The organism is Microbacterium schleiferi, from assembly GCF_015565955.1.
GTDB classification, from domain to species: Bacteria; Actinomycetota; Actinomycetes; order Actinomycetales; family Microbacteriaceae; genus Microbacterium; species Microbacterium schleiferi_A.
Genome location: NZ_CP064760.1, coordinates 1,989,968 through 2,014,085 on the forward strand (window position 1 = coordinate 1,989,968; position 24,118 = coordinate 2,014,085).

Below are 24,118 nucleotides of genomic sequence, written 5' to 3' on the forward strand. Positions count from 1 at the left end.
TCGAAGGGCTTAGACCGTGTGTCGAGGCCATCGGCGCGTGAACCACAGCAGCGCCCACACGAGCAGTCCGATGCCCGGCACAAGGATCAGGATCAGCGACCAGATCACCTTCTCAATGGTCATCAGCTGATCGGAACGGATCGTGACGGTCAACGCCCAGATCGAGAGCGCGTACATCGCGAGCACGGCGACGAGAATGAGCAGGTGTGATGAGCTGAACACTTCGGGCCCCGATTCCTGAAGGTGAGACGCCCGGCATCATGGTGGAGCGCGGACGGTGATCTCGTTCCAGACTATGCTCCCGCGTCGGCGTCGTCCGCCGCCTCCCACAGCTCGATCGGGAGGCCCTCGGGGTCGGTGACGCGCACGAACCGGCCGTACTCCGTCTCCCACTCATCTCGTCGCTCGACATCGATACCGGCAGCGTCGAAACGCCGGATCAGCTCGTCAAGGCCGGTCACCCGAAAGTTGAGCATGAACGGTTGCTCCGCCGGGAAATAGTCGCTGTCCGCCGGGAACGGCGCGAACACCGTCATCCCAGCATCCTGCTGCCAGACGGATGCGTCCCCCTCGGCTCCTGCCTCGATACCGAGGTACTCGCGGTACCACGCGGCACGCACCTGCGGATCCCGACTACGAAAGAAGACCCCACCGATTCCCGTCACGCCCATGAGGTGGAGTGTATCGGCGCACGGCCGACACTAGACGGGTTCGGTCGTGCGAATCGGACCGCAGAGGACGCACGACCATGCGACCAGGAAGCGCTCATCGTCGAGGATCTCGAAGTTCAGGCGGTCGCCGCAGGTCGGGCACTCCCAGGTCTGCGGCGCACGGTCGCTCACGCTCGCTCTCAGACTAGGTCGCCGCAGGTCGGGCACTCCCAGGTCTGCGGCGCACGGTCGCTCACGCCCTCAGACTATGCCGGGAGGCGCGCATCGGCGCCCTATCAGCGGCGGATGATCGGCATCCAGAGCTCCGTCGTCGCTGTGCTGAAATCGTCGGCGCGATCGAGCACCGCCACGATCGAGGGCCCGGGCCGGAGCTGCCACGGGTTGGCGGGGAACCAGTCGGTTGCCGACGCCGCGTAAGCCTCCTGGAGCGCCGCCGGGTATGCGCCCGACGTGCGAAAGACGACCCACTCCCCCGCCTCGACCTCGATGACATCGAGGTCGTCGGGCACAGATGTGGCGTCGTCGACCGCGACTCCGTGGAGGTAGGCGAGTTCGCTCCCCTCGACGTAGTCGGGGTCAACGCCGTCGCTCACCTGTAGCAGACCGGCAGGCTCCGTGGAGCTGAGTTCCTTGAGGCGCGCGTGCTCGGTCGCGGGGAGTGAGGCGATGTACCCCTGGATGTGGAGATTGACGCCCTCGTGAATGAGAGGGACTCGGGCAGCGTATCCGACCAGCCGGAAAGCGGGGTGGTCGAGAATGCGCGTGTCCATGGTGGTGTTCCCTTCGACGGTCAGGCGGAGCCTGAGTTTCGGTTGCGAGCGAAGGGGGCCGCCGTTTCCGCGAACCTGAGCCGGCGTCGATCCATGCACCGCGCGGAATGCGCGACCGAAAGCCTCGGTCGACCCGTATCCGAACCGCACGGCGACCTCGAGCATCGGAGCCCCCGCGACGACCTCTGCCGCAGCGACTGTCATCCGCCGCCGACGCACGTACTCCGACAGCGGCATCCCGGTCAGCGCCGAGAACATCCGGCGCAGGTGATACTCGGTCACGCCCAGTTCCCGGGCGACCCGGGCGACATCGAGCTCGTCGGACAGGTTGTCGTCGACGATCTCGATCAGCCGGTTGAGTTCCGCGATCATGGGGCCTCCTTCGACATCCAGCCTGCGCGGCTCGGGATCTGTGTACCCGATCGATCCTGTCCGATCTGATCAGATCCACCGTGCACGACGGGGACTTCTGGCCGGTGTCACGGCGCCCCGGTGGGACGAGGATGAGCTCATGGATGCCGAGCGCGAGGCTCGCGTGGAACTGTGGTGGCTTCCGGTCGGGGCCGGAGGCACGATCGTGGCTCACACGAGCCGATGGTGGGAGCAGCTTCGGGCCTACCGCGAGCGCAGGCCGCCTCGGCAGCTGCTGCACGCGGCGCTCGAACTGTTCACCGGCGACCAGCGGTACGTCATCGAGATGATGCCGCAGTGGGGCCAGCCACCAGAAGCATCCGGCGTCGTTGCGACGGGGCCCGTCGGACTGCGCATGCTCGGACGGTTCCGGATGTTCCGGTACCAGGTGCGGGCGTGGCCGCAGGGGATTCTCCCCGATCGCGAGTACGCCGTCGCAGCGCCCACCGTCATCCCGCTGAGCCCAGCGCAGGCTCGCACGCTGCTCGACACTCTTCACACCGTCCCGATCCACACCTGGGGCCGCTCCCTGGCTCCGAGCGGGGACATGTGGAACAGCAACTCGCTGGTTGCTTGGATCCTCTGCCAGGTTGGGATCGACGCGACGACGATCACTCCCCCGGTCGGCGGCGACGCGCCCGGGTGGGCGGCGGGAGTCGTCGCTGCGACGCTGCACCGGCAATCGGATGCCGTGGGGCGACGCGTCTGATGGGCTTCTCTCCCCTCGGCCTCGCCGTCGCGCTGGCCATCCTCCTCCCGAATCTGCTGCTGATCTGGTTCCCACCAGCCGAGCCGTGGCCTGCGGTGCGCGTGCCCTGGCTGCTCACCGCATTCGAGCGGGCGGGGCAGGCTCTCTGCCTTGTCGTGCCGGCGATCACCGTGCCCGGCCCTCTGGTCTGGTGGTGGCTCGTCGCCGTTGCCGCGGCGATCGCGGGCTATTACGGGTCATGGGTGCGGTATCTCGTCCGGGGACGCTCGCTGCGCGCCCTGTATGGTCCGATCGGGCCCGTTCCCGTACCGATGGCGATCCTTCCGGTCGCGGCGTTCCTCACGGCAGCGGCTTGGCTCAGCAACCCCTGGCTCGCAGCGGCGGCCGTGGTTCTCGGAGTCGGGCACATCCCGGCATCCGTCATCATCGCCAGGGTTGTTGACGCACGATGAGTCCGGCGCTCAGGCCAACGCTGACCCCGGCGACGTCAATCGATGCCGTTGTGAGGTGACCGACGCTCGACGAGGATCGTGTCGCGCCACTGCCCGGAATGAGGACCACGCAGCGAGCGCGCGATCCGTTCCCGGCGGCCGACGACCCGGAAGCCACTGCGCTCATGCAGGCGAAGGCTCGCGACGTTCTCAGGAAAGATGCTCGACTGAATCATCCAGAATCCAGCGGCATCGGCATCCGCCACAAAGCGCTGGAGCAACATGCCCCCGATTCCTCTGCCGTGGTGTTCCGGAGCAACGTAGACAGAGTGCTCGATGACCCCGCGATATGCGGCACGCGCCGAGACCGGTGACGCCGCTGCCCAGCCCACGACCGCACCGGCCTCATCGACGGCGACCAGGCGCGGCTCTCGGATCTTCCCGGCATCGAACCCCACCCAGTCAGGAGTCGAGGTCTCGAAGGTCGCGTCGCCGCCGTCGATGCCCGCGGCGAAGATCCGCTCGACGCTCGCCCAATCCGCCGCCGTCAGGGGCCGCACGGCCACGCTCAACAGCAGGACCCCGAGCCTGCGGCATCCGTCGAGCACACGCCCGTCGCCGGGAGGGTCAACTGCACCGCGGATGCCGACGCCAGGTCACCGGCGAGCCACGCGGCGATCGAGCGCACCTGCTCGTATCCGGTAGCCAACAGGAACGTGGGCGCCCGTCCGTACGACTTCATCCCGACGATGAAGAACCCGCGCTCCGGATGCTGCAGCTCGGCGAACCCGTGCGGGGGCACGGTGCCACACGAGTGCACGTTGGGGTCGATGAGGGGCGCGAGGCGCCGGGGCGCTTCGACGACCTCATCGAGCTCCAGGCGGATCTCGCGCAGCATCCCGAGGTCGGGGCGGAATCCGGTCGCGTTGACGACGAGATTGGTCTCGTGCTCGGCAGGCTCACCGTCGCGAGTGCCGATCAACCGGATGCCCCCATCCGTCGGTTCGGCACGCGCGATGCGGAACGAGTCGATGAGCTCGATCCGGCCGGACGCGACAAGCTCGTCGGTGCGAGCGCCGAGACGTGCACGACCCGGAAGCTCGTCGGCCTCGGATGCCGTGACGCGCGTGGCCGAGGGCGTACGCAGCATCCAGGTGATGCGGGTGCCGGGCTCCTGGTCAGCGAGATCCGCCAGCGCCAGCAGGGTGTTCGCGGCCGAGTGCCCTGCGCCGACGACCGTCGTGTGCCGCCCCGCGAAGAGGTGACGGTCGGCGCCGGCGACATCGGGGAGGGCGTGCACCACCCGATCGGCGACGCTCGATCCGCCCCGCAGCTCGAGCCCAGATGCGGCGAGCGGGTTCGGGGTCTCGTAGGTGCCGGAGGCGTCGATCACCGCTCGGGCGCGCAGCTGCGCCGACTCACCCCCGGCATCCTGGATCTGCACGAGGAAGGGCACCCGGTGGCGACCGTCCGTGCGGGTTCGGTCGATCCCGTCCTTCCCGACCGCGGTTGCCCGCGTGCCGAGGCGAATCCGCGACGCAAGCGGATCGAGGGCGGCGAGGGGCTCGAGGTATTCGTCCACGAGCTCCTGGCCTGTGGGCATGCGGTCGAGGTCACCGGGCGGGGTCCATCCGGCGTCCTCCAGCAGACGCCGCGCCGCGGGATCGATGAGGTGTTGCCACGACGAGAAGAGGCGGGTGTGACCCCACAGCCGGATCGAGGACGCGATCCTCTCCCCCGCCTCGAGCACGACGACATCAATCCCTCGGTCGAGCAGATGCGCGGCGGCAGCAAGCCCCACGGGCCCCGCGCCGATGACGACGACGGGAAGGGTGACGAGCTGGTCGTCGACGGCAGGGCGCGGGCTGAGATCAAGCAGGGTCACGGAGGCCTCCAGGCGTTCTCAAGCAGGTGTCGAACGTCAGTATGCGGGCCTATATCGATATCTGTCAATATTGACTATTATCGATGCATGACCGCTCTCGACGTCCTTCCCTCGATGAGCCCTTCGGCGTGCTGCGCGCCCCTGGCCGAGGCTCCGCTCTCGCGCGAGGATGCCGAGGAGCTCGCATCCGCATTGAAGGCGCTCGCCGACCCTGCGCGACTGCGCCTCCTGTCGATCGTCGCGGCGAGCGAGGAGCAGGAAGCGTGCGTCTGCGACCTGATCGAGCCGATCGGGCTTGCGCAGCCGACCGTGTCGCACCACCTCAAGGTGCTCACCGATGCGGGGTTCCTCACCCGCTCCAAGCGGGGCACGTGGGCGTACTTCCGCCTCGTGCCCAGCGCACTCGAGCGCGTCGCGGAGTTCGTGCGCCCCGCCTAGCGCCAGCTCTCGCCTCAGGCGCGGTCGTGAAGGGTGATCTGGTAGCCGTCCGGGTCGGCGAAGGCGAAGGTACGCCCGAAGGGGCCGTCGACGGGAGCCGCGACGATCGTGTGACCGTCGGCGGCGAGCGCGTCGTGAATCTGCTGGGCGTCAGGTGCGTGCATCCAGACCGCGATTCCCAGACCCGGCTGCGGCGCTGACGCGAGGTCGGTACCCGGCAACGGCTCGCGAAGTGCGAAGGCGATCGTGTCCGATTCGAAGACCACGGCGTGCGGGGGGCCTGCGGGCGAGCGCACGAGTCCGAGGTAGCGCTCGTAGAACGCCTGGGATGCAGCGAGGTCGCTCACTTGCAGGGAGATGAAGTCGGGACCGGAAACAGACATGATGAGACCTTTCTTGGTGTCAGTTTTCTGACATTCATTCTATGTCAGACTGCTGACATGAGCAACGAAGGCGGCATCCATCTCGACACCTCGCTCGGATACCTGGTGAAGGAGGCCTCGAACACCCTGCGTGCGGCAATGGAAGAGGTGCTCCGTCCCTTAGGGATGACGATCACGCACTACTCCTGTCTCGAGTTGCTCGCCCAGCGGCCGGGGCTGTCGAATTCCGACCTGGCGCGCGGTGCTTTCGTCACCCGCCAGTCGATGAACGTGCTCCTGAAGGCGCTCGAGAGCGAGGGCTACGTCACCAGACCCGCCCAGCCGCCTGTCGGAAGGGTTCTCCCCACGCGCCTGACGCCGCTCGGTGAGGAGCGCCTCGCGCAGGCATCCACGGCGGTGCGTGCCGTCGAGCAGCGGATGCTCTCGGACCTCAGCGACGACGATCAGGATGCCGCCCTCCGCATCCTGCGAAGCATGGTGCGGTCTCTCCAAGAGGTGTGAGGGACTCTGCCCAGCTGATGTCAGCGGGAGAGGCGACAGAATGAGGTCGTGAACGCGATGCTCTGGGATCAGCACACGTGCCTCGAGGTGAGCATCTCTGCTGACGTCCAGGAACTGGCGCGGTACACCCGGCCCGGCGGCGCGCTCCTCTCCGTCAACGTCGGCTACTCGCCCCATTCACTGACTGACACCCTCCGAACAGCCGCGCACTTCACGGCGCAGATCTCCGGGATACCCGGTCTGGAGCGAGCAACACGCCTGGAGGACGTCGACCGCATCGTCGCCGGTGGCCACCTCGCGATCGTGTTCGATCTCGAGGACGCCGGCCCGCTCGATGGCAGCCTCGAAAATCTCACCCTGCTCCACGACGCCGGTGTCCGCACGCTCGCCCCGACCTATAACTTCGCCAACAAGGCAGGGCACGGATGCCTGGATCCGGTCGACATGGGCCTGACGGCGTGGGGGCGCGATCTGGTCTCCGAGCTGAACGAGATCGGAATCGTGCCCGACGGATCCCACGGCAGCATCCGCACCGGACTCGACCTGTGCGAGGTCTCCTCCCGCCCGATCATCTACAGCCACTCATGCATGCGCGCCGTGTGGGACCATCCGCGCAACATCACCGACGAGCAGGCTCGTGCGTGCGCCGACACGGGTGGGGTCGTGGGAATCACGGGCGTCGGGATCTTCCTCGGACCCAACACGCCAACGCTCGAGGCGATGATCGCGCACATCGAGTACGCGGTCGAGCTGGTCGGTATCGAGCATGTCGGAGTCAGCAGCGACTACTCCTTCGATCACGCCGACTTCCTCATCGAGATCCAGAACACGCCCGAGCGCTTTGATGAGAGCTACACCCGGTGGGGCCCGATTGAGTGGATGCCGCCCGAGCGGTTCCTCGGGCTCGCCGACGCACTGCAGAACCGCGGATGGCAGCGTGACGACATCACCGCCGTGCTTGGAGGCAACTTCCGTCGCGTCGCGGGCGCTTCCTGGGCGTAAGGACTCGAGTCTGCGGGGACACTGACCCGGCACGACGAGGTTGGCGCGAATCGTCAATCATCCGTCCTGGCGCCATCCCACGGCGCACGGGAACGTGGAAGCATGCCGAACCCGACAACAACCCACGAGCGACCGATGCCGATCTTGACGGCGATGCTGCGCGCGGGCGTGCGCAGCATCACGGTGCTCGCGTGCTCACTGACGGGGATCGCTGTCGTCGCGGCGTTCCTGCGCTCGGAGAACGCTGACGCATCCGCTGCGACCCTCGGACCCCTGACGAACATCACCACCGTCGAGGTGTGGGTAGCGGGAGCGGCGTTCGTGACCACACTCGCGCTCGCGCTCACCACCGGCGTGCTCACGTCGGCGCTCGCGGGACGCGATGACCGGCTCCTGGCACACCTGTCCACCTCCCCTACCCACCCTTTGGAGATAGAGAAATGACCACCCTGCAGAAGAAGTTCGGCGGAGCATCCGCCTCCATCGCGGCCGGCACTTTCGTGTTCGGACTGCTCCTGGCACTGACGATCCTGGGCGGCTACGTGACCGCCACCGATCCGAGCGTCGCCGTCGCACAACTCGTCGAGCACCAGCCCCTGCTGACGCTCTGGAACATCGTCATCACCATCCTTTTCGGCATCGCCATGGTGCCGCTTGCCATCGCCCTTCGTGACCGCACCGCCGGCACCCGCGGTGCTGGTCTCGGCCGCATCGCCGCCGCGTTCGGCCTCATGTGGGCAACCGTCATCATCGCCGCCGGCATGATCATCGGCGTCGGAATCACGACGATCGCGACCCTCACTGAGACGGATGCCGCCGCGGCCGAGACACTCTGGCTCGCCGTCGACACGATCGGCAACGGCCTCGGCGGCGGCAACGAAGTCATCGGTGCCGTGTGGGTCATCCTCGTGAGCCTCTCAGCATGGATGGGACGCGCCCTCCCCCGCTGGATCTCCGTCATCGGGCTTGTCGCAGGGCTCGCGGGCCTGGCGACGATGGTCCCGGGCCTCTCGGACGCGGGTTCTGTGTTCGGTCTCGCGATGATCGTGTGGTTCTCGCTCGTGGGCATCATGCTGTGGTACTTCCGACCCGCGCACGAGCGGCTGACATCCGCAGCGGCCCCGGTCGCGGCATCCGTCTGATCCTGAGCAGCGTGTTTGACACCGGCGGTGGCGCTCTCCACGATGGTGGGGTGCGTCACCGCCGCGTTGTCCTCGTCGTGTTCGACGACGTGCAGGGCCTCGATGTCTTCGGACCGTCGGATGTCTTCTACTTCGCAAACTGGGTCGCCGAGCAGGCCGGTGAGACCCACCCGCCCTACGAGGTCGAGATCGCCGCAGCGCAGCCGGGCCCGGTGCGAACCGCCGCCGGACCCGCGTTGTACGCGACGCGGGCGGTGAGCGACCCGGACCTCACGCCGGACGTCATGCTGGTGGCGGGAGGGTTGCACGTTGAGGCCGCGGCCGACGACCCCGTCTTCGTGGCCGACCTGGCGGCGCTGGCCTCTCGCAGCGGCGAAGTCGGCTCGATCTGCACGGGGGCGCTGCTTCTGGCCCGCGCAGGCCTGCTCGAGGGACGGACCGCGACGACCCACTGGGCTCTCGCCGACACGCTCGCGCACACGCATCCCAGTGTCGAGGTCGACGCCGACCGCATCTTCCACTACGACGGCGTCTGGACCTCGGCCGGTGTGACGGCCGGCATCGACCTCTCGCTCGAGATCGTCCGCACCCACCACGGCGGAGCGCTCGCCGCCGAGGTCGCCCGATGCCTCGTCGTGTATCTCCGCCGCGCCGGGGGCCAACAGCAGTTCTCCGCGCACTTGGCAGCACAGGCTTCGCAGCATCCGGATCTCGCCGATCTGCTCGCCTATATCGCCGACCATCCGGATGCCGATCTCACCGTCCGCGCGCTCGCCGATCGCGCTCACATGAGCGAGCGGAGCTTCCAGCGCCTGTTCACGACCGAGGTCGGGTCGAGTCCCGCGCGCTACGTCGAGCGGGTACGACTGGACGCCGCGCGCCGCCTGCTGGAGCTCACCGACGATGGCGTGGCCACGGTCGCGGGGCGGACCGGGTTCCGCAATGCCGAGACCCTGCACCGGTCGTTCAAGCGCGTGCTCGGGGTGACCCCGACGGAGTATCGAGACCGGTTCGCGCGGCCTGCATTGTAGGTCGCAGCCCGCTCATCAGAGGAGTGACGAATCCGCTCCGCTGGAGCCTGAGACCCGCGACCGGCCGCCGATCTCGACACCTCGGCGCTCGATGCCGTCCAGAACGATCCCGAGACCCGCCTCGAACGAGTCGCGAAAATCGTAGCCCGGCTGCATCACGTACTCGGCGGTGAAGCGCAAGAGCGACGGATACGCCTCCGCCGAGAGGGGTGCGATGATCTGGTCGCTGGCCTCGGCGAGATCACCCCCGCCGCCGCCAAGCGGCAAGGCGGCCTCCTGCAGCGCGAAGCCGTAGACGAAAGCGTCCACCACCACGAGGCCGTGCGCAACAACCGCGAGTGGAAACCCGGTGCTGAGCCACACGGACATCAGCGCCTCGTGATGGTCGAGGATGTCAGAGCCCGGCGTACGACGTGACTCCATGATGGGGATCGCCCAGGGGTGCCTGCGCAGAGCCTCTCGGAGCGAGCGAGCGCGGCTCGCGATCGCGTCCTTCCAGGGCACGTCCGTCGAGGGCCGTTCCACCTCGTCAAAGACGCGACCGACCATCCCGTCGACGATGTCGTCCTTGTTCTTGACGTAGTGGTAGATCGTCATCGGGCGCACACCGAGGTGGTCGGCCAGACGGCGGATGGTGAGGGGCTCAAGCCCGATATCGTCCGCCAGCGCCACCGCACCGTCGACGATCCGATCGCGGTCGAGCCCTCCACGCGCTTGTGGCCGTGACTGCGGCATCCTGCCTCCTTCTCTGCAGCGTCTTGACGGATCGTACTTAGTACGCCTATGGTTTACCTGAGTATCGTACTTAGTACGAAATGCGTCCACGTCGCGAGAGAAGAGATAGATGACCGAGAACAAGCGCTTCGCCGAGACCGCGAGCGACACGAACGTCCCCGCAGTGATGACAGCCGTTGTCCAGCGTGGCTACGGCAGTCCCGAGGTACTGCACCTCGAACAAGTCGCGGTTCCCAGCCCGGAGGCCGGCCACGTTCTCATCCGGGTGGCCGCCGCAGGGCTCGATCGCGGGGTGTGGCACGTCATGGCGGGGCTCCCCTACCTCGTCCGACCGATGTTCGGCATGAGCACGCCGCGGCAGCCCATCCCCGGAGTCGATGTCGCAGGGACAGTCGTGGGGCTCGGCCCCGACACCGACGGCTTTGCCATCGGTGATCGCGTGTTCGGAAGCGCTGTGGGCAGTTTTGCGGAGTACGCCGTCGCCAACGCGAGCTCGCTCGCCGCCATGCCCGAGGGCCTGAGTTTCGACGAAGCTGCGGCAATTCCTGTGTCGGGCCTCACCGCAATTGAAGCCGTGCATACTCACGGCCGCGTCCAGTCTGGCCAGCGCGTACTCGTCACCGGCGCATCAGGCGGAGTCGGCAGCTACGCGGTGCAGCTGGCCGCAGCAGCCGGCGCCGAGGTGACCGGCGTTGCAAGCGGCGCGAAGGCGGACTTCGTCCTGTCACTCGGCGCCGTGCGGTCGATCGACTACACAACGACGAACGTCACTGACCTACCCGACCGGTACGACCTCATCGTTGATGTGAACGGTCGACTGCCGCTCGGCCGCCTGATTCGCACCCTTACGCCGACCGGCGCGCTCGTCATCGTCGGAGGCGAAGACGGTGGCCGGTTGACCGGTGGCATCCAACGCCAGTTCGGAGCTCGACTGCGCTCTGCCTTCACGCGGCGGCGATTGGGGTTCTTCATCACGTCCGAGGAGCGCGCGGATCTTCTTGAGGTCGCGCGCATGGTCGAGTCGGGGGCTCTCCGCTCGACACTAACCACAGTCTGCCCGCTCGACGAGGTTCGCCAGGCGATCACCGACCTCGAGGCCGGCATTGTCCGCGGTAAGGCCGTCCTACGCATCGCCGACTGATCCACCAGACCACCCGACAAATTCACCCGAAAGAGAACTCGTCATGACCATCACCACTGACACCACCCGCCGCAGCGCCGCCCGTATCGCCGGCACGGGATATCTCGCCCTGTTCGTCTTGGCCATCTTCGCGAACTTCGTCGTCAAGCAGGGACTCATCGATACGACAAGCGCCGCGGCAACCGTCGAAGCCATCCGAGCGCAGGAGTCCCTCTTCCGCGTCGGTCTCGCGGCCTTCGTGATCATCTTCCTGATCGACATCGCCGTGGCATGGGCACTATATGTACTCTTTGCTCCCGCCGGTCGCGCCCGTTCCCTGCTCGTCGCGTGGTTCCGAGTGGTCTACACCGTCTTCCTCGGCGTCGGCGCGGTCTTCATGTTCCTCGGTCTGCAGATAGCCACCGGCACGTCCTCGCTCGGCCCCGAGGCCGCCCTGCTGATGTTCGAGGCGTTCGACTTCGCATGGTTTGTGGGCCTCATCGCCTTCGGCGGCCACCTCGTGCTGCTGGGCGTCCTCATCATCCGATCCGGCCTCGCACCGCGGCTCATCGGGGGAATCCTCATCGTCGCTGGCGGCGCATACGCGATCGACACGCTGGCGCACGTGCTCGTTGCCGACTATGCCGCCATCGCTGGCGTCATGCTCGCCTGTGTCGCTATCCCCTCGATCGTGGCAGAACTCGCCTTCACCATCTGGCTCCTGCTCGCCGGTCGCCGGTCGAGCGCCGTCACGCGGGAAGACGTTCGCGTTCTCGCCCCACAGTGATCCACCCGCGGCCCCGACTCTGAAAGGTCCCCGATGCGCACGCTCCTGACCACCGCCCTATTGCTGGGAACGGCACTCTCGCCGAGCGGTGACGCCGCGCCCCCCGTCGAACAAGTCATCGATCAAGAGATGACGGCATCCGGGGTCCCCGGACTCGCCTTTGCCATCGTCGAGGGCGACACCGTGACGACTGGGGCCCGCGGGGTGCGCGAGGCCGGCACCGACCTGGCGGTGACGCCCGACACGCCGTTCCTCATCGGATCGATCTCCAAGAGTTTCACGGCCCTCGCGGTGATGCAGTTGGTCGAGGCCGGACTTGTCGATCTCGACGACCCGATCTCGGCCCATCTCGACGAGTTCGTCGGAGGCCCGGCCGCCGCCATCACCGTGCGGCAGCTGCTTTCTCACACCAGCGGGTATTCGACGCTGCAGGGCAACAGCTCGCCCGTCGGGCCTACCGACTCCCCGCGAACCCAACCGGCGCGACCTGGGAGTACTCCAACACGAACTACCAGATCCTGGGGCGTCTCGTCGAAGCGAAGAGCGGACACGACTTCGAGACCTACGTCGAAGAACGCATCCTCGACCCGGTCGGCATGGACAGCAGTTTCGTCTCCGACGGTGCAGCACACGAGGAGATGGCCGTCGGCCACACCCCGTGGTTCTGGACCAAGCGTCCGCTCGACGACCGATCGACCTCGCGTGAATCCGCGCCCCAGGGAGGCGTGGTTGCCAGCGCGTCCGACCTGGCGCGCTACCTCACGATGATGATGAACGGCGACGATGACATCCTCAGTGCCGAGGGAAAGGCGACCATGATGAAGCCCGCGGGCGCCGCCTCGCCGTTCTACGGGCTCGGCTGGTTCATCGACGCACCCAATGGGACGGTCTGGCACTCGGGATCGACGCCTGGCGTCGAGACGCTCGCGGTACTGTCCCCCGACGAGGAACGAGCCGCGCTCGTGCTCGTTAACGGCGGAAGCGGCATGGGCTTCGGCGAGACGACACGACTACGCGATCGCGTGATCGCGGCTGCGCTCGGTATGCCCGGCCCGGAGGCCGAGTCCCGGTGGGAACAACAGGCGCTCTTCGTCGGGCTTACTCTCCTTCCGGTCGCGTACGGAGCGAGCATTGTGTGGGCGTGGCGACACCGCAGCGCGCTGCGCGCCAAACGAGGCGGCTTCGGGCTGTTCAGCCTGTGGTTCCCGCTGGCTACAACGATCACCGCAGCAGCCGTCTTGGTCTGGGTCATGCCACGTCTTCTGGGCTCGCCAATCGGGACGATCCTTCGGTTCCAGCCCGATGTCGGGATCGTGCTGGTCGCGTCGGCTGTCATGGGCATGGTGTGGGCCACGTTCCGGCTCGGTGTCGCCTACAGCGGCCGTGCGAACGGCAAAGACCCTGCCGCGCCAATGGCCCGTAAAACTGCCCAACCGGTGGATGTCTGAAACCACCGTTGTCAGAAACGACGAAACCCGCGGGATTCCGCGGATTTCTCTTGCTGGGGTACCTGGACTCGAACCAAGAACAACTGAACCAGAATCAGCCGTGTTGCCAATTACACCATACCCCAAGGGTTCCCGCCGGAACGGGCGCCGAGGGTCAAGTCTAGACGACGCCCAAGGCCCCGCCAAACCACGCCCGGCTTCGGCGCGTCACGCCGCCGTGAGTCGCTCCACGAGCCCACCCAGGCGCGAGATCGACGCATCCTTGCCGAGCAGTTCCATCGACTCGAACAGCGGAGGTGAGACGCGCCGACCACTGAGTGCGACCCGCAGCGGTCCGTAGGCAACACGCGGCTTGAGACCGAGGCCCTCGATGAGCGCCCCCGAGAGCGCCTCCTGGATCGCCGCGGCTGTGAACTCCGCCTCGGGGATCAGCTCGATCGCGCCGACACCGGCGACCAGCACCTCCCCCGCACTGGCAGGAAGAGACGCGAGGGCGTCGTCTTCGTAGGTGACGGCATCCGTGAACAAGAACCCGAGCAGTCCCGGAGCGTCGCCGAGCAGCTGCATCCGTTCCTGCACGAGCGGGGCGGATGCAGCGAGCATCTGCGCCTGTGCGTCAGTCATCGGGCTCGACACGACGCCCGCTGCCTCGAGGTAGGGCACGAGGCGGGAGGCGAAGTCGTCAGCCTCCAGCATCCGGATGTGGTCGCCGTTGATCGACTCGGCCTTCTTCTGATCGAAGCGGGCCGGATTCGGGTTCACGTTCGCGATGTCGAAGGCGGCGACAAGCTCGTCGAGCGAGAACACGTCGCGATCGGGCGCGATCGACCAGCCGAGCAAAGCGAGGTAGTTGAGCAGACCCTCGTGGATGAAGCCCTTCTCACGCTGCAAGAAGAGGTCGGCCTTGGGGTCACGCTTGGAGAGCTTCTTATTGCCCTCCTCCCCCAGCACGAGCGGCATGTGGCCGAAGCGCGGCACGAAGTCGGTGACACCGGCGGTCACGAGCGCATCATAGAGCGCGAGCTGGCGCGCGGTGGACGGCATGAGGTCTTCCCCACGGATGACGTGAGTGATGCCCATGAGCGCATCATCGACCGGGTTCACGAACGTGTAGAGCGGAATTCCCCTGCCCGCACGATGACGAAGTCGGGGAAGGATCCGGCCGGGAACGTGACCTCGCCGCGAATGAGGTCAACGTAGGTGAGGTCGTGGTCGGGCACGCGCAGGCGCCAGGCGGGTTCGCGTCCCTCGGCGCGGAATGCGGCCTTCTGCTCGTCGGTGAGCTCACGGTCGTAGTTGTCGTAGCCGAGCTGCTTCGCCCGCCCGTTCGCCTCGTTGCGCGCATCGATCTCTTCGGCGGTCGAATAGCTCTCGTACACGACACCGGCTTCGATGAGCTTCTCGAGCACGCCGCGGTAGATCTCGTGCCGCTGCGACTGCCGGTACGGGGCGTGGGGACCGCCGACCTCGACGCCCTCGTCCCAGTCGATGCGCAGCCACCGCAGCGCGTCGAGCAGCTGGGTGTAGCTCTCCTCGGAGTCGCGCGCCGCATCCGTGTCTTCAATCCGGAAGACGAGCTTGCCGCCGTTGTGCCGCGCGTACGCCCAGTTGAACAGGGCGGTGCGCACCAGACCGACGTGCGGAAGACCCGTCGGCGAGGGGCAGAACCTCACGCGGAGGTCGGTTCCGGTGGCGGTCGTGGTGGCGGGATGCGGCGTACCAGGCATAGAGATCAAGTCTAGTTCCGCGGCGGATGCCACCCCTCGGATCGACGTCGCGTCCTCGTCCCGTTCCTCCCCCGGGGCGACCAACTTGGGCGGGCAATGCCTCAGCCCGCGGCACACACGTCGCCGAGACCGGCGGTATTGCTCCCGAGACCACGGCAGACCCGATCGAGGGCATCGATCGTGGCGCGTACAGCGGGCACGCGGTCTGCTCCGTGAGCCGTGATGACGTGCAGACTTCGCCTCTCCCCCTCGGGCAGTGGGCGCGTCAGGATGCCGGCCACCGGGGGAACGACGCAACAGCCAGCCGTGGCAGCGTCGCCACTCCCATCCCCTGCGCGACGAGGCCTTCGACGGCGGCCACGTTGTCGGTCTCGAAGGTGATGTGGGGCGCGAATCCTGCCCGCCCACACATCTCGAGCAGGTGTCCGCGACAGCGTGGGCATCCGGCAATCCAGTTCTCTTCCGACAGCGCCGCGACATCGACCCGCTCGGCACGCGCCGCCTCGTGCCCCTCGGGGAGCACCAGCATGAGTTCGTCGGTACCGATCGGACGCACCGCGAGCCCGCGCGCACTCTCGCCATGCGGGTCATCCCGATCACCGGGATAGCTGAAAGTCACCGCGATGTCGGCGCGGTCCTCACGCACCGCCTCCACGGCCTCGGGCGGCTCGGCCTCGACGTACGTCACCGTGAGGCCGGGAGCGGATGCCGACAGTTCTCGCAATAGCCGGGGCACGATTGTCGGCGAGGCGGAGGGAAAGCCGACCAAACGCACTCGGGCACGACGCAGCCCCCGCAGCTCGGCCAGTTCGCCGGCCGCAGCATCCAACGCCATAGTCACAGCCGGCGCATGCCGTGCCAACACGCGCCCCGCTTCGGTCAGCCGCAGCCGTCGCCCGACGCGTTCGACCAGGGGCATGCCCAGCCGCTGCTCCATGCGTTTGACCTGCTGGCTGATCGCGGGCTGGCTATAGCCGAGCGCGGCGGCTGCTCCCGTGATCGACCCTTCATCCGCAATCGCACGGATGACCCGCAGGGACTGCACATCCAGTTCGCCCGCGAAAAGGTCGGGATCGATATCGCTGCGCTCCACCATGAGCAAAGCATAACTAATAGGCATGTTTTCGATTGAAACCCTGACGTAGACGAATCTTTCGGCCTGGAGGACTCTGGACTCATGATCGCCACTGACACGCGAGCCGACACGCGAGCCGCCGCGCCCGCCGCGCTGCCGCACGAGCTCATCGCGCAGGAGTTTCCCGCTGCGCGTGGATATCTCAACGCCTCGACAGTGGGGCTCATGGCTCACTCGACCCGTGCCGCGATGATCGACGATCTCGACCGCGGATGCCTCTCGCACCCGGACATCTCGCGCTATACGGCGATCGTCGAGAACGCCCGGGACCTCTACGCGGGTCTGGTCGGCGTCACGGCAGATCGCGTGGCGATCGGCTCGCAGACATCCGCGTTCGTCGCTCTCATCGCGGCAAGCCTGCCCGCGGGTGCCACGGTCCTCATCCCGGATTGCGAGTTCGCTTCCCTCGTCGCTCCCTTCGCCCAGGCTCCCCAGGGACTTCACGTGCGCACCGCTCCCCTTGCCGAGCTCGCAGCCCACATCGACGACGACGTCGATCTCGTCGCGTTCGCACTCGCACAGTCCTGCACCGGTGACGTCGCTGACCTCCCGGAGATCACCGCGGCCGCGAAGGCCCATGGCGCACGCACGCTGTGCGACACCACCCAGGCCGTGGGGTGGCTGCCGGTCGACGCGTCAGTGTGCGACGCGACGATCTGTCACGGCTACAAGTGGCTCGGTGCTCCGCGCGGCGTCGCGTTCATGACCGTCTCCGAGGAGTACACGCCGCACGTTCCCGCGCTGTTCGCGGGGTGGTATTCGGCTGCCGACCCGTGGACCTCGCTGTACGGGCACGATCACCCGCTCGCCGAGACCGCCCGTCGCTTCGACGTCTCCCCGGCCTGGCAGGCCTTCGTCGGCGCCGAAGCCGCCCTCCAGCTGGTCACGCGCCTGGATGCTGACGCCGTCCACGCTCACACGACGGGACTTGCAGCCCACTTCCGTGAGCGCCTCGGGCTCCCCCAGCCCGCCATTCCGAGTGCAATCGTCAGCTGGGATGACCCGACGGGCGATGACCTCGCGCGACTCAAGGATGCGGGGATTTCCGCCTCCGGACGTTCGGGGCGTGCCCGTGCCGCCTTCCACTTCTATACGACGGCAGAAGACGTCGACGGGGCGGCCCGCGCGCTCGGCCGCTAGCGTCCGCCGTCCTCGTCGACCGTCGCGCCCGGCGCATCCGAGGGCTGAGCATCCGGGGCCTGCGCATCCGGTTCAACCGGACGGATGCGACCATACGGCGCGAGAAGCACGGTCGCGATCACCGCGACGCCGACGACGAGCGCCAGCCCCGTGAACCCGATCCACCCGAGGACGATCCCCGACGTGATCGCTCCGATCGCACCGACAAGGCTCATCGAGAGGTCATTGCGCCCCTGACGGGTCGTGCGACGAGCCTCCGATGACGATTCGGTCAACAGTGCTGAGCCTGCCACGGTCGCGGCGCTCCATCCGAGACCGAGCAGAATCAGCGCGACAGTCACTGCCGTGTTCGACTCGGCGCCGAAGAAGACGGTCACAAGCGACGCCGCGAGCAGCGCCTGACCGACCATGATCGTGGGGATGCGTCCCACGCGGTCGGCCAGGATGCCGAACACCGGCGAGAGGGCGTACATCCCGGCGATGTGCAGACTGATCGTCAGACCGATGATCGTGAGACTCGCCCCGTGGTGGAGCATGTGCACGGGCGTCATCGCCATGATCGACACCATGACCCCGTGCGCGGCGGCGTTCGCGAAAATCGCGTACCGGGCTGAGGTCGGGCGGTCGGGCTTGACGATCTGCGCCACGACCCTGTCGCGGCGGCGCTGCGCAACCGTCTGGGCCACCAGGAGCGGGTCGGGCCGAAGCGCACCCAGGTAGACGACGATGCTCAGCGCCTGCGCAACGATCGTGAAGACGTACGGTCCCGTCAGGGGCGGCATCCCCAGCGCGTCACCGATCGCCTGCCCCGGCTGCACGAGATTCGGGCCCAGGACGGCACCGATCGTCGTCGCCCAGACCACGATCGAGAGGTCACGGCCACGGGTGGCATCCGTCGCGAGGTCCGCCGCGGCAAACCGCGACTGCAGGTTCGCGGTCTGGCCGGCCCCGACCAGACCGAAAGCCAGCAGAAGCAGCGGGAACGACCGGAGCGCCGCTGCCACGACGACCAGCGAGACACCCACGAGCGCGATTGCCATGCCCGAGGCCAGCGAGATGCGTCGTCCGCGCCGCCGCGCGAGGGCCGCCAACGGCACGGCCAGCGCTGCCGTACCGAGGGTCACGCCCGCTGCGGCCAACCCCGACAGCGACTCGTCACCGGCAATGTCTGCGGCTAGGACCGCGCCGAGGGAGACGGTTGCACCGAAGCCGAGTCCACCCAACACCTGACCGACCGAGAGCACCCAGACGGTGCGCCGCTGGATGCCGGCGAGCTCGCGAGCCTCCTGGCTGTCGTCAACCCACTCGGCGGACAGGCTCACCGAGGCGACTCCGCATCCCGCGCCGTGTTGCGCAGGATGCCGAGGCCGTCGATCTCGATTTCCACGACGTCTCCCGCGACGAACGGCCCGACACCGGCGGGGGTCCCGGTGAGGATGACATCGCCCGGCAGCAGCGTGAACGCCGCCGACACGTACTCGATGATCGCGGGGACGGAGTGGATCATGTCGCTGATCGCGCCGCGCTGACGGACCTCGCCGTTGACCCGGCTCGTGAGCGTCGCCCCTCCTGCCAGATCGAACTCCGTCTCGATGACCGGTCCGAGCGGGCAGAACGTGTCGAATCCCTTCGCGCGAGCCCACTGGCCGTCCGAACGCTGCAGGTCGCGGGCCGTGACGTCGTTGCCGATCGTGTACCCGAACACGTAGTCCAGCGCAGCATGCGCCGTCACGTTCTTCGCGATCCGCCCCATGACGACAGCGAGCTCACCCTCGTAGTCGGTGCGCTCGGACTGCCACGGCCGCACGATCGGTTCATCGGGACCGATGACGGCGGTGTTCGGCTTCAGGAACAGCAACGGCTCACCCGGCGCCTCACTGCCCATCTCGGCGGCGTGATCGAGGTAGTTCTTGCCGACGCACACGACCTTCGACCGCGGAATGACCGGCGCGAGCAACGTCACCTCGCCGACGGGAACCCGCTCCCCCGTCGTGTCGTACCCGGCGAACATGGGGTCGCCGGCGAGCACGATGAGCTCACCTTCGTCGAGGATGCCGTAGGCAATCGCATCCTCGTGACGGAATCGCGCGATCCTCATGTCTTCTCCTCTGCGTCATCCTGTTCCGCTGTCACAAACGTCACCGATACGCCGTGTCAAACGTGCGTCTGTGACAGCGGAACGCCAGTCAGGTCGGGGTGGGGGGTCGGCGCGGGTCAGGCGTCGAGGCGGTGCATCCAGCCGTGACGATCCTCGGCGTGGCCGTACTGGATGTCGGTGAGTTCCTGTCGCAGCTCGAGTGCGAGCGAGCCCACGGGCTGCTGGTCGACGAAGTCACGCCCCTTCAGCACCCCGATAGGAGTCACGACGGCGGCGGTGCCGCAAGCGAAGACCTCGACGATGTCACCGGATGCCACCCCCTCGCGCCACTCGCGCAGCGAGATGTTGCGGCCCTCCACGCGGTGTCCGCGATCCATGGCGAGCTGCAGGATCGAGTCGCGGGTGACGCCCTCGAGGATCGAGTCCGACTGCGGGGTGACCACGGTGCCGTCCTTGAAGACGAACACGATGTTCATGCCGCCGAGCTCTTCGACGTTGCCATCCGGATCGAGGAAGACCACCTGGTCGCACTCGTTCTCGTAGGCCTCCGACTGCGGCAGCAGACTCGACGCATAGTTGCCGCCGGTCTTCGCGGCGCCCGTGCCTCCCTTGCCCGCACGCGAGTAGTCCTCGCTCAGCCAGATCGACACAGGGGTCACGCCGCCCTTGAAATAGGCACCCGCGGGGCTCGCGATGACGTAGTAGCCGACCTTGTTGGCCGGACGCACACCCAGGAATGCTTCCTTGGCGAACATGAACGGACGCAGGTACAGGCTCTGGTTCTCGCCTGACGGCACCCACGCGCCGTCGACCGCGATGAGCTCCTCGAGCGACTGGATGAAGTACGACACGGGCAACTCAGGAAGCGCCAGACGCCGCGCCGAACGCTGCAGCCTGCGACCGTTCTGGTCGGGACGGAACGTGTGGATCGATCCGTCGGCGTGACGGTAGGCTTTGATGCCCTCGAACACCTCTTGCGCATAGTGCAGCACCGCAGCGGCCGGGTCGAGCGAGAGCGGACCGTAGGGCTTCACCTGCGGTCGGTGCCAGCCGCCGCCAACCGACCAGCAGACGTCGACCATGTGGTCGGTGAAGTGGGTGCCGAAGCCGGGGTTCGCGAGAATCGCATCGCGCTCAGCAGCCGACTTGGCCTGCAGGTTGCGCATGACCTGGAACTGCAGGGGTGCAAGGCCGGCGTCGGGGTCGGTGTCAAGAAGTGTCATGTCGAAATCCAGTCGTTCGAGCGCGGCGGTGTCGGAGTCCCCAGGGCCAGCGGGGAGCCGAGTGGCTCCAGGCTACGCCTGTAGGCGGGTGACGATCGCGTCACCGACCTGCGCTGTGGTGCGGGCCGCCTCGCCACGGTCAGCAATGTCGTCTTCCACGGCGCGGGTGACGCGAGTGGACTCGGTGTGCAGCCCGAGGTGATCGAGCAGCATCGCGATGGAGAGGATCGCAGCAGTGGGGTCGGCCTTCTGCTGACCCGCGATGTCGGGCGCCGATCCGTGGACGGGCTCGAACATCGACGGGAACGCGCCGTCGGGGTTGATGTTCCCCGAAGCGGCGAGGCCGATGCCTCCGGTGACGGCGCCGGCCAAGTCGGTGAGGATGTCGCCGAAAAGGTTGTCGGTGACGATCACGTCGAAGCGGTCGGGGTTTGTGACCAGGAAGATGGTGGCCGCATCAACGTGCAGATAGTCTACGGCGACCTCGGGGTGCTCCTCTGCCACCTCGCGCACGATTCTCTGCCAGATTCCGCCGGCGTGGACGAGCACGTTGGTCTTGTGGACGAGGGTGAGCTTCTTGCGGCGTCGCTCTGCGAGCGCGAAGGCGTAGCGCACGACCCGTTCGACACCGAACGCGGTGTTGACCGATGTCTCGTTCGCGACCTCGTGCGGCGTTCCCTTCCGGATGGCCCCGCCGTTGCCGACGTACGGTCCCTCGGTGCCCTCGCGCACGACGACGAAGTCGACCTCGCCGGGGTTCGCGAGCGGACCGGGCGCGCCGGCGTACAGCTTCGACGGGCGCAGGTTCACGTAGTGGTCCAGTTCGAACCGGAGTTTCAGCAGCAGTCCGCGCTCGATGTTCGCGTCCTTCAGACGCGGGTCGCCGGGAACGCCGCCGACAGCACCGAGGACGATAGCGTCGTGCGCCTTGATGGCGTCGAGGTCGGCATCCGTGAGCGTGTCACCGGTCTCGAGGTAGCGGGCCGCGCCCAGCGAGAACGGGGTCTTCTCGAAGCGGACGTCGCTGTCTGCCGTCGCCGCATCGAGAACCTTCATGGCCTCAGCGACCACCTCGACACCGATGCCATCACCCGGGATGACGGCTAGTTTCACCTCGCGCGACATTGCTCTCCTTGTTCTCGGATCGTGCCGTCGGACTCCCCGATGACGGCACCGATCCCAGCGTAGTGGCCGCGATCACGGCAGCCAGGACCATGAGACCGGCCCCGACAGCGGCGGTGACCGCGACGCCGGAATCGAACGCGGTCGCGGCAGCGTCACGCAGGGCATCCCCGATGGTGCCCGTCAGCTCACCCGCGACGACATATGCGCCAGCCAGTGTTTCCCGCGCCTGGGTTGCAAGCTCGGGAGGAACACCCGCAGGCATCGCGAGCCCCGAACGATACGAGGCTGTGAGGATGCTGCCGAGCACGGCAGTGCCGAGAACAGCTCCCAGTTCGTAAGCCGTCTCCGACACCGCGCTGGCAGCACCCGCTTTGCTCGGCGGTGCGCTCGCCAGAACGAGCTCGTTCGAGACGGTCTCGGCGGAACCGATTCCGATGCCGAGCAGAACGCTGGCCAGGAGCAACCAGCCGAGGTCTCCGTGACCCGCCGTCGCCGCGACGAGGAGGTAGCCGCTCATCGAGAACATGAGCGCCGTCGGCACGACGATGCGCGGCGGAATCCGCGACGCGATGGGCACGACGAGAAGTCCCGACAGGATGATCGACGCGAGCGAGGGCACCAGGGCAAAGCCTGCCTGCACCGGGGAGAGACCCGCGATGAGCTGCAAGTGCTGGGCGATGAAGAACATGAAGCCCACGAGCGAGATGACGCTCAGAAGGTTCACGAGCAGCGCCCCGCTGAAGGTGCCGCGGGCGAACAGGCGCATATCCAGCATCGGTGCACGGGCGCGCAGCTGTCGTCGCACGAACAGCACACCGAAGATCGCGCCGGCAGCGACCGCGCCGACGACGACGCCTGAGAATCCGTGTACGGCGAACTCCTTGATCGCCCACACGATCGGCACCATCATCGCCATAGACAGCAGGATGCTCAGGGCATCGATGCGACCGGGGTCGGGATTGCGGCTCTCGGGGACGAGCAGTGGCGCGAGCACCAGCAGCGGCACCAGGACCGGCACCGCCATGAGGAACACGGATCCCCACGAGAAGTGTTCGAGCAGCACTCCCCCGACGATCGGGCCGAGTGCGGCTCCCGCCGAGAACATCGAGGCCCAGATCGCGATCGCGAAGCGTCGCTGACTGCGGAGGGTGAAGATGCTGCGCAGAAGCGCGAGAGTCGCCGGCATGAGCATGGCCCCGAACACGCCCATCGCGGCGCGTCCCGCGATGAGCCACTCGGCAGAGGGGGCGAACGCCGACAGGGCCGACACCGCGGCGAATCCGATCGCGCCGATCAGCAGCAACCGCCGCCGCCCGAAGCGGTCGCCGAGGGTTCCCATCGTGACGAGCAGCCCGGCCAGCACGAGCGGGTAGGCGTCGATGATCCACAGTTGCTGCGCCGCCGTCGGCTCGAGGGCGAGGGCGATCTCGGGCAGGGCGAAGCTCAGCACCGTGTTGTCAACCGACACCAACAGCACGGGCAGCATCAGCACGACGAGGGCGGCCCAGCCGCGCCACGTCACCGGCCGACCATCGGCCTCGGCGATGCGAATGTCCTCAGTCAGGGTTGTCATGGTGTCACCGTCAGAATTTCTATACCGTCTGGCTGGTATAGTAACAGTCATGACGTCCGCCTGGCTAGCATCGAGCGCATGAGTCGTCCCCCGCATGCCCGCGAGAAGGTCCTCGACGCGTTCGAGGCCCTCCTCATCGCCGAGGGTGAGCGCGGTGCCACGATGGACGCGATCGCCCGGGATGCCGGGGTCTCCAAGGGTGGGTTGCTGTACCACTTCGCGTCGAAGGAGGCGCTCGAGAACGCCCTGCTGGCGCGCCTGGGAGAGCGCGTTGACGAAGATCTCGCCCGCATGACCTCCTCAGCGGAAGGTCCGGTCGCCTACTACGTGCGCACCTCGGCGATGGATGGCACGGCTCTGGACCGCGTCATCCGCGCGGTCTCACGGCTTGCTCAGGCAGGCCGCGGCGCGGCCAGTGACGCCCTGCGAGCCCTCCGCGAGCGCTGGGCCGAGACACTTCGCCCGCACGTGACCGACAAGGCGGCGCTCGATCTCGTCATGCTGATCGGCGATGGCGTCTACTACAACAACGCGCTCCAGCACGATGACCACCTGGCAACCCCCGTCCCCCACGGGCGGGAGATGGATGCGTTGGTCGATCTCATCGGCCGCGCGACCGCGCCGCGCCGCTGA

At 67.4% G+C, this 24,118-nt stretch carries 25 protein-coding genes, 1 tRNA gene and 3 pseudogenes; 13 read left to right on the forward strand and 16 right to left on the reverse strand.

Features of this window, described 5'->3' with window-relative positions; all coding sequences use genetic code 11:
• Window positions 1–9: 9 nt before the first annotated feature.
• The 4 genes from IT882_RS09545 to IT882_RS09560 all read right to left on the reverse strand — a co-directional run bounded on the left by IT882_RS09545 (window position 10) and on the right by IT882_RS09560 (window position 1,813).
• Complete coding sequence (locus IT882_RS09545; protein WP_195691684.1) at window positions 10–222, reverse strand: PLDc N-terminal domain-containing protein; 213 nt, start codon at window positions 220–222, stop codon at window positions 10–12.
• A gap of 71 nt (window positions 223–293) precedes the next feature.
• A complete protein-coding gene (locus tag IT882_RS09550) occupies window positions 294–671 on the reverse strand; it encodes a VOC family protein (protein WP_195691685.1) in 378 nt (125 codons plus the stop codon).
• A gap of 30 nt (window positions 672–701) precedes the next feature.
• Window positions 702–842 carry a hypothetical protein gene (locus IT882_RS09555; RefSeq protein ID WP_195691686.1) on the reverse strand — a complete coding sequence of 47 codons (141 nt, stop codon included), beginning with the start codon at window positions 840–842 and terminating at the stop codon, window positions 702–704.
• A gap of 104 nt (window positions 843–946) precedes the next feature.
• Window positions 947–1,813, reverse strand: a complete 867-nt coding sequence (locus IT882_RS09560; protein WP_195691687.1) for an AraC family transcriptional regulator — start codon at window positions 1,811–1,813, stop codon at window positions 947–949.
• A gap of 139 nt (window positions 1,814–1,952) precedes the next feature.
• On the opposite strand from IT882_RS09560, the gene IT882_RS09565 reads away from it, so the two are divergent.
• Window positions 1,953–2,561: a hypothetical protein gene (locus tag IT882_RS09565; protein WP_195691688.1), complete on the forward strand. Its 609-nt coding sequence runs from the start codon at window positions 1,953–1,955 to the stop codon at window positions 2,559–2,561.
• Window positions 2,561–3,013, forward strand: coding sequence for a hypothetical protein (locus IT882_RS09570; RefSeq protein WP_195691689.1), 453 nt, complete (start codon window positions 2,561–2,563; stop codon window positions 3,011–3,013). The genes IT882_RS09565 and IT882_RS09570 overlap by 1 nt, the downstream gene beginning before the upstream one ends.
• A 35-nt stretch (window positions 3,014–3,048) precedes the next feature.
• Here IT882_RS09570 and IT882_RS09575 read toward each other — a convergent pair whose 3' ends face one another.
• Together IT882_RS09575 and IT882_RS09580 are read right to left on the reverse strand one after the other, a co-directional pair.
• Window positions 3,049–3,558, reverse strand: a complete 510-nt coding sequence (locus tag IT882_RS09575; protein WP_418887744.1) for an N-acetyltransferase family protein — start codon at window positions 3,556–3,558, stop codon at window positions 3,049–3,051.
• 2 nt (window positions 3,559–3,560) lie between these two features.
• The gene (locus tag IT882_RS09580; RefSeq protein ID WP_195691690.1) at window positions 3,561–4,877 is read right to left on the reverse strand and encodes an FAD-dependent oxidoreductase; all 1,317 of its coding nucleotides are present in this window, start codon (window positions 4,875–4,877) and stop codon (window positions 3,561–3,563) included.
• A gap of 87 nt (window positions 4,878–4,964) precedes the next feature.
• Here IT882_RS09580 and IT882_RS09585 point away from each other — a divergent pair, with 87 nt between their 5' ends.
• Window positions 4,965–5,315: an ArsR/SmtB family transcription factor gene (locus IT882_RS09585; protein WP_195691691.1), complete on the forward strand. Its 351-nt coding sequence runs from the start codon at window positions 4,965–4,967 to the stop codon at window positions 5,313–5,315.
• Between the two features lie 14 nt (window positions 5,316–5,329).
• Here the strand turns inward: IT882_RS09585 and IT882_RS09590 are convergent, their stop codons facing one another.
• The gene (locus IT882_RS09590) at window positions 5,330–5,698 is read right to left on the reverse strand and encodes a VOC family protein (protein WP_195691692.1); all 369 of its coding nucleotides are present in this window, start codon (window positions 5,696–5,698) and stop codon (window positions 5,330–5,332) included.
• A 57-nt stretch (window positions 5,699–5,755) separates the two neighbouring features.
• Between IT882_RS09590 and IT882_RS09595 the strand changes: the two genes are divergently transcribed.
• The 5 genes from IT882_RS09595 to IT882_RS09615 all read left to right on the forward strand — a co-directional run bounded on the left by IT882_RS09595 (window position 5,756) and on the right by IT882_RS09615 (window position 9,374).
• Window positions 5,756–6,199 (forward strand): MarR family winged helix-turn-helix transcriptional regulator, encoded by a 444-nt coding sequence (locus IT882_RS09595; protein WP_195691693.1) that lies wholly within the window; start codon window positions 5,756–5,758, stop codon window positions 6,197–6,199.
• Window positions 6,200–6,256: 57 nt separating this feature from the next.
• The gene (locus IT882_RS09600) at window positions 6,257–7,201 is read left to right on the forward strand and encodes a dipeptidase (protein WP_229382388.1); all 945 of its coding nucleotides are present in this window, start codon (window positions 6,257–6,259) and stop codon (window positions 7,199–7,201) included.
• A gap of 102 nt (window positions 7,202–7,303) precedes the next feature.
• Window positions 7,304–7,645 carry a hypothetical protein gene (locus IT882_RS09605; protein WP_195691695.1) on the forward strand — a complete coding sequence of 114 codons (342 nt, stop codon included), beginning with the start codon at window positions 7,304–7,306 and terminating at the stop codon, window positions 7,643–7,645.
• Entirely contained in the window at window positions 7,642–8,343 is a 702-nt protein-coding gene (locus IT882_RS09610) for a DUF4386 family protein (protein WP_195691696.1), read from the forward strand. The genes IT882_RS09605 and IT882_RS09610 overlap by 4 nt, the downstream gene beginning before the upstream one ends.
• An 11-nt stretch (window positions 8,344–8,354) precedes the next feature.
• On the forward strand, window positions 8,355–9,374 hold the full coding sequence (locus tag IT882_RS09615) for a GlxA family transcriptional regulator (protein ID WP_229382038.1): 1,020 nt from the start codon (window positions 8,355–8,357) through the stop codon (window positions 9,372–9,374).
• 15 nt (window positions 9,375–9,389) lie between these two features.
• Here IT882_RS09615 and IT882_RS09620 read toward each other — a convergent pair whose 3' ends face one another.
• Window positions 9,390–10,109 (reverse strand): TetR/AcrR family transcriptional regulator, encoded by a 720-nt coding sequence (locus tag IT882_RS09620; protein ID WP_195691697.1) that lies wholly within the window; start codon window positions 10,107–10,109, stop codon window positions 9,390–9,392.
• Between the two features lie 109 nt (window positions 10,110–10,218).
• On the opposite strand from IT882_RS09620, the gene IT882_RS09625 reads away from it, so the two are divergent.
• From IT882_RS09625 to IT882_RS09635, 3 genes and pseudogenes are all read left to right on the forward strand, one after another.
• Window positions 10,219–11,250 carry an NAD(P)-dependent alcohol dehydrogenase gene (locus tag IT882_RS09625; protein WP_229382039.1) on the forward strand — a complete coding sequence of 344 codons (1,032 nt, stop codon included), beginning with the start codon at window positions 10,219–10,221 and terminating at the stop codon, window positions 11,248–11,250.
• Between the two features lie 43 nt (window positions 11,251–11,293).
• The gene (locus tag IT882_RS09630) at window positions 11,294–12,016 is read left to right on the forward strand and encodes a DUF4386 domain-containing protein (RefSeq protein ID WP_195691698.1); all 723 of its coding nucleotides are present in this window, start codon (window positions 11,294–11,296) and stop codon (window positions 12,014–12,016) included.
• Window positions 12,017–12,145: 129 nt separating this feature from the next.
• Window positions 12,146–13,464: pseudogene (locus IT882_RS09635) on the forward strand (serine hydrolase domain-containing protein).
• 53 nt (window positions 13,465–13,517) lie between these two features.
• Here IT882_RS09635 and IT882_RS09640 read toward each other — a convergent pair.
• The 3 genes and pseudogenes from IT882_RS09640 to IT882_RS09650 form a co-directional block, all read right to left on the reverse strand.
• Window positions 13,518–13,589: transfer RNA gene (locus tag IT882_RS09640), tRNA-Gln, on the reverse strand.
• A gap of 82 nt (window positions 13,590–13,671) precedes the next feature.
• Window positions 13,672–15,191, reverse strand: a pseudogene (gltX, locus tag IT882_RS09645) (glutamate--tRNA ligase).
• Between the two features lie 101 nt (window positions 15,192–15,292).
• Window positions 15,293–16,287 (reverse strand): annotated as a pseudogene (locus tag IT882_RS09650) (LysR family transcriptional regulator).
• Window positions 16,288–16,368: 81 nt separating this feature from the next.
• Between IT882_RS09650 and IT882_RS09655 the strand changes: the two are divergent.
• The gene (locus IT882_RS09655; RefSeq protein ID WP_195691699.1) at window positions 16,369–17,466 is read left to right on the forward strand and encodes an aminotransferase class V-fold PLP-dependent enzyme; all 1,098 of its coding nucleotides are present in this window, start codon (window positions 16,369–16,371) and stop codon (window positions 17,464–17,466) included.
• Here the strand turns inward: IT882_RS09655 and IT882_RS09660 are convergent.
• The 5 genes from IT882_RS09660 to IT882_RS09680 form a co-directional block, all read right to left on the reverse strand.
• On the reverse strand, window positions 17,463–18,788 hold the full coding sequence (locus IT882_RS09660; RefSeq protein WP_229382040.1) for an MFS transporter: 1,326 nt from the start codon (window positions 18,786–18,788) through the stop codon (window positions 17,463–17,465). The two genes, IT882_RS09655 and IT882_RS09660, sit on opposite strands and share 4 nt — an antisense overlap.
• Entirely contained in the window at window positions 18,785–19,564 is a 780-nt protein-coding gene (locus IT882_RS09665) for a fumarylacetoacetate hydrolase family protein (protein ID WP_195691700.1), read from the reverse strand. The genes IT882_RS09660 and IT882_RS09665 overlap by 4 nt, the downstream gene beginning before the upstream one ends.
• Before the next feature lie 116 nt (window positions 19,565–19,680).
• On the reverse strand, window positions 19,681–20,787 hold the full coding sequence (locus IT882_RS09670) for a branched-chain amino acid aminotransferase (protein ID WP_195691701.1): 1,107 nt from the start codon (window positions 20,785–20,787) through the stop codon (window positions 19,681–19,683).
• Window positions 20,788–20,859: 72 nt separating this feature from the next.
• A complete protein-coding gene (locus IT882_RS09675; RefSeq protein ID WP_195691702.1) occupies window positions 20,860–21,912 on the reverse strand; it encodes a 3-isopropylmalate dehydrogenase in 1,053 nt (350 codons plus the stop codon).
• Window positions 21,875–23,485, reverse strand: a complete 1,611-nt coding sequence (locus IT882_RS09680; RefSeq protein WP_195691703.1) for an MFS transporter — start codon at window positions 23,483–23,485, stop codon at window positions 21,875–21,877. The genes IT882_RS09675 and IT882_RS09680 overlap by 38 nt, the downstream gene beginning before the upstream one ends.
• Before the next feature lie 78 nt (window positions 23,486–23,563).
• On the opposite strand from IT882_RS09680, the gene IT882_RS09685 reads away from it, so the two are divergent.
• Window positions 23,564–24,118, forward strand: coding sequence for a TetR/AcrR family transcriptional regulator (locus tag IT882_RS09685; RefSeq protein WP_195691704.1), 555 nt, complete (start codon window positions 23,564–23,566; stop codon window positions 24,116–24,118).

What these genes read in the sequence shown, in the direction of transcription:
- IT882_RS09550 (WP_195691685.1), bottom strand. Translation starts at nt 671, where the DNA reads ATGGGCGTGACGGGAATCGGTGGGGTCTTCTTTCGTAGTCGGGATCCG.
- IT882_RS09560 (WP_195691687.1), bottom strand. Translation starts at nt 1,813, where the DNA reads ATGATCGCGGAACTCAACCGGCTGATCGAGATCGTCGACGACAACCTG.
- IT882_RS09565 (WP_195691688.1), top strand. Translation starts at nt 1,953, where the DNA reads ATGGATGCCGAGCGCGAGGCTCGCGTGGAACTGTGGTGGCTTCCGGTC.
- IT882_RS09570 (WP_195691689.1), top strand. Translation starts at nt 2,561, where the DNA reads ATGGGCTTCTCTCCCCTCGGCCTCGCCGTCGCGCTGGCCATCCTCCTC.
- IT882_RS09585 (WP_195691691.1), top strand. Translation starts at nt 4,965, where the DNA reads ATGACCGCTCTCGACGTCCTTCCCTCGATGAGCCCTTCGGCGTGCTGC.
- IT882_RS09590 (WP_195691692.1), bottom strand. Translation starts at nt 5,698, where the DNA reads ATGTCTGTTTCCGGTCCCGACTTCATCTCCCTGCAAGTGAGCGACCTC.
- IT882_RS09595 (WP_195691693.1), top strand. Translation starts at nt 5,756, where the DNA reads ATGAGCAACGAAGGCGGCATCCATCTCGACACCTCGCTCGGATACCTG.
- IT882_RS09600 (WP_229382388.1), top strand. Translation starts at nt 6,257, where the DNA reads ATGCTCTGGGATCAGCACACGTGCCTCGAGGTGAGCATCTCTGCTGAC.
- IT882_RS09605 (WP_195691695.1), top strand. Translation starts at nt 7,304, where the DNA reads ATGCCGAACCCGACAACAACCCACGAGCGACCGATGCCGATCTTGACG.
- IT882_RS09610 (WP_195691696.1), top strand. Translation starts at nt 7,642, where the DNA reads ATGACCACCCTGCAGAAGAAGTTCGGCGGAGCATCCGCCTCCATCGCG.
- IT882_RS09620 (WP_195691697.1), bottom strand. Translation starts at nt 10,109, where the DNA reads ATGCCGCAGTCACGGCCACAAGCGCGTGGAGGGCTCGACCGCGATCGG.
- IT882_RS09625 (WP_229382039.1), top strand. Translation starts at nt 10,219, where the DNA reads ATGACCGAGAACAAGCGCTTCGCCGAGACCGCGAGCGACACGAACGTC.
- IT882_RS09630 (WP_195691698.1), top strand. Translation starts at nt 11,294, where the DNA reads ATGACCATCACCACTGACACCACCCGCCGCAGCGCCGCCCGTATCGCC.
- IT882_RS09655 (WP_195691699.1), top strand. Translation starts at nt 16,369, where the DNA reads ATGATCGCCACTGACACGCGAGCCGACACGCGAGCCGCCGCGCCCGCC.
- IT882_RS09665 (WP_195691700.1), bottom strand. Translation starts at nt 19,564, where the DNA reads ATGAGGATCGCGCGATTCCGTCACGAGGATGCGATTGCCTACGGCATC.
- IT882_RS09670 (WP_195691701.1), bottom strand. Translation starts at nt 20,787, where the DNA reads ATGACACTTCTTGACACCGACCCCGACGCCGGCCTTGCACCCCTGCAG.
- IT882_RS09675 (WP_195691702.1), bottom strand. Translation starts at nt 21,912, where the DNA reads ATGTCGCGCGAGGTGAAACTAGCCGTCATCCCGGGTGATGGCATCGGT.
- IT882_RS09680 (WP_195691703.1), bottom strand. Translation starts at nt 23,485, where the DNA reads ATGACAACCCTGACTGAGGACATTCGCATCGCCGAGGCCGATGGTCGG.
- IT882_RS09685 (WP_195691704.1), top strand. Translation starts at nt 23,564, where the DNA reads ATGAGTCGTCCCCCGCATGCCCGCGAGAAGGTCCTCGACGCGTTCGAG.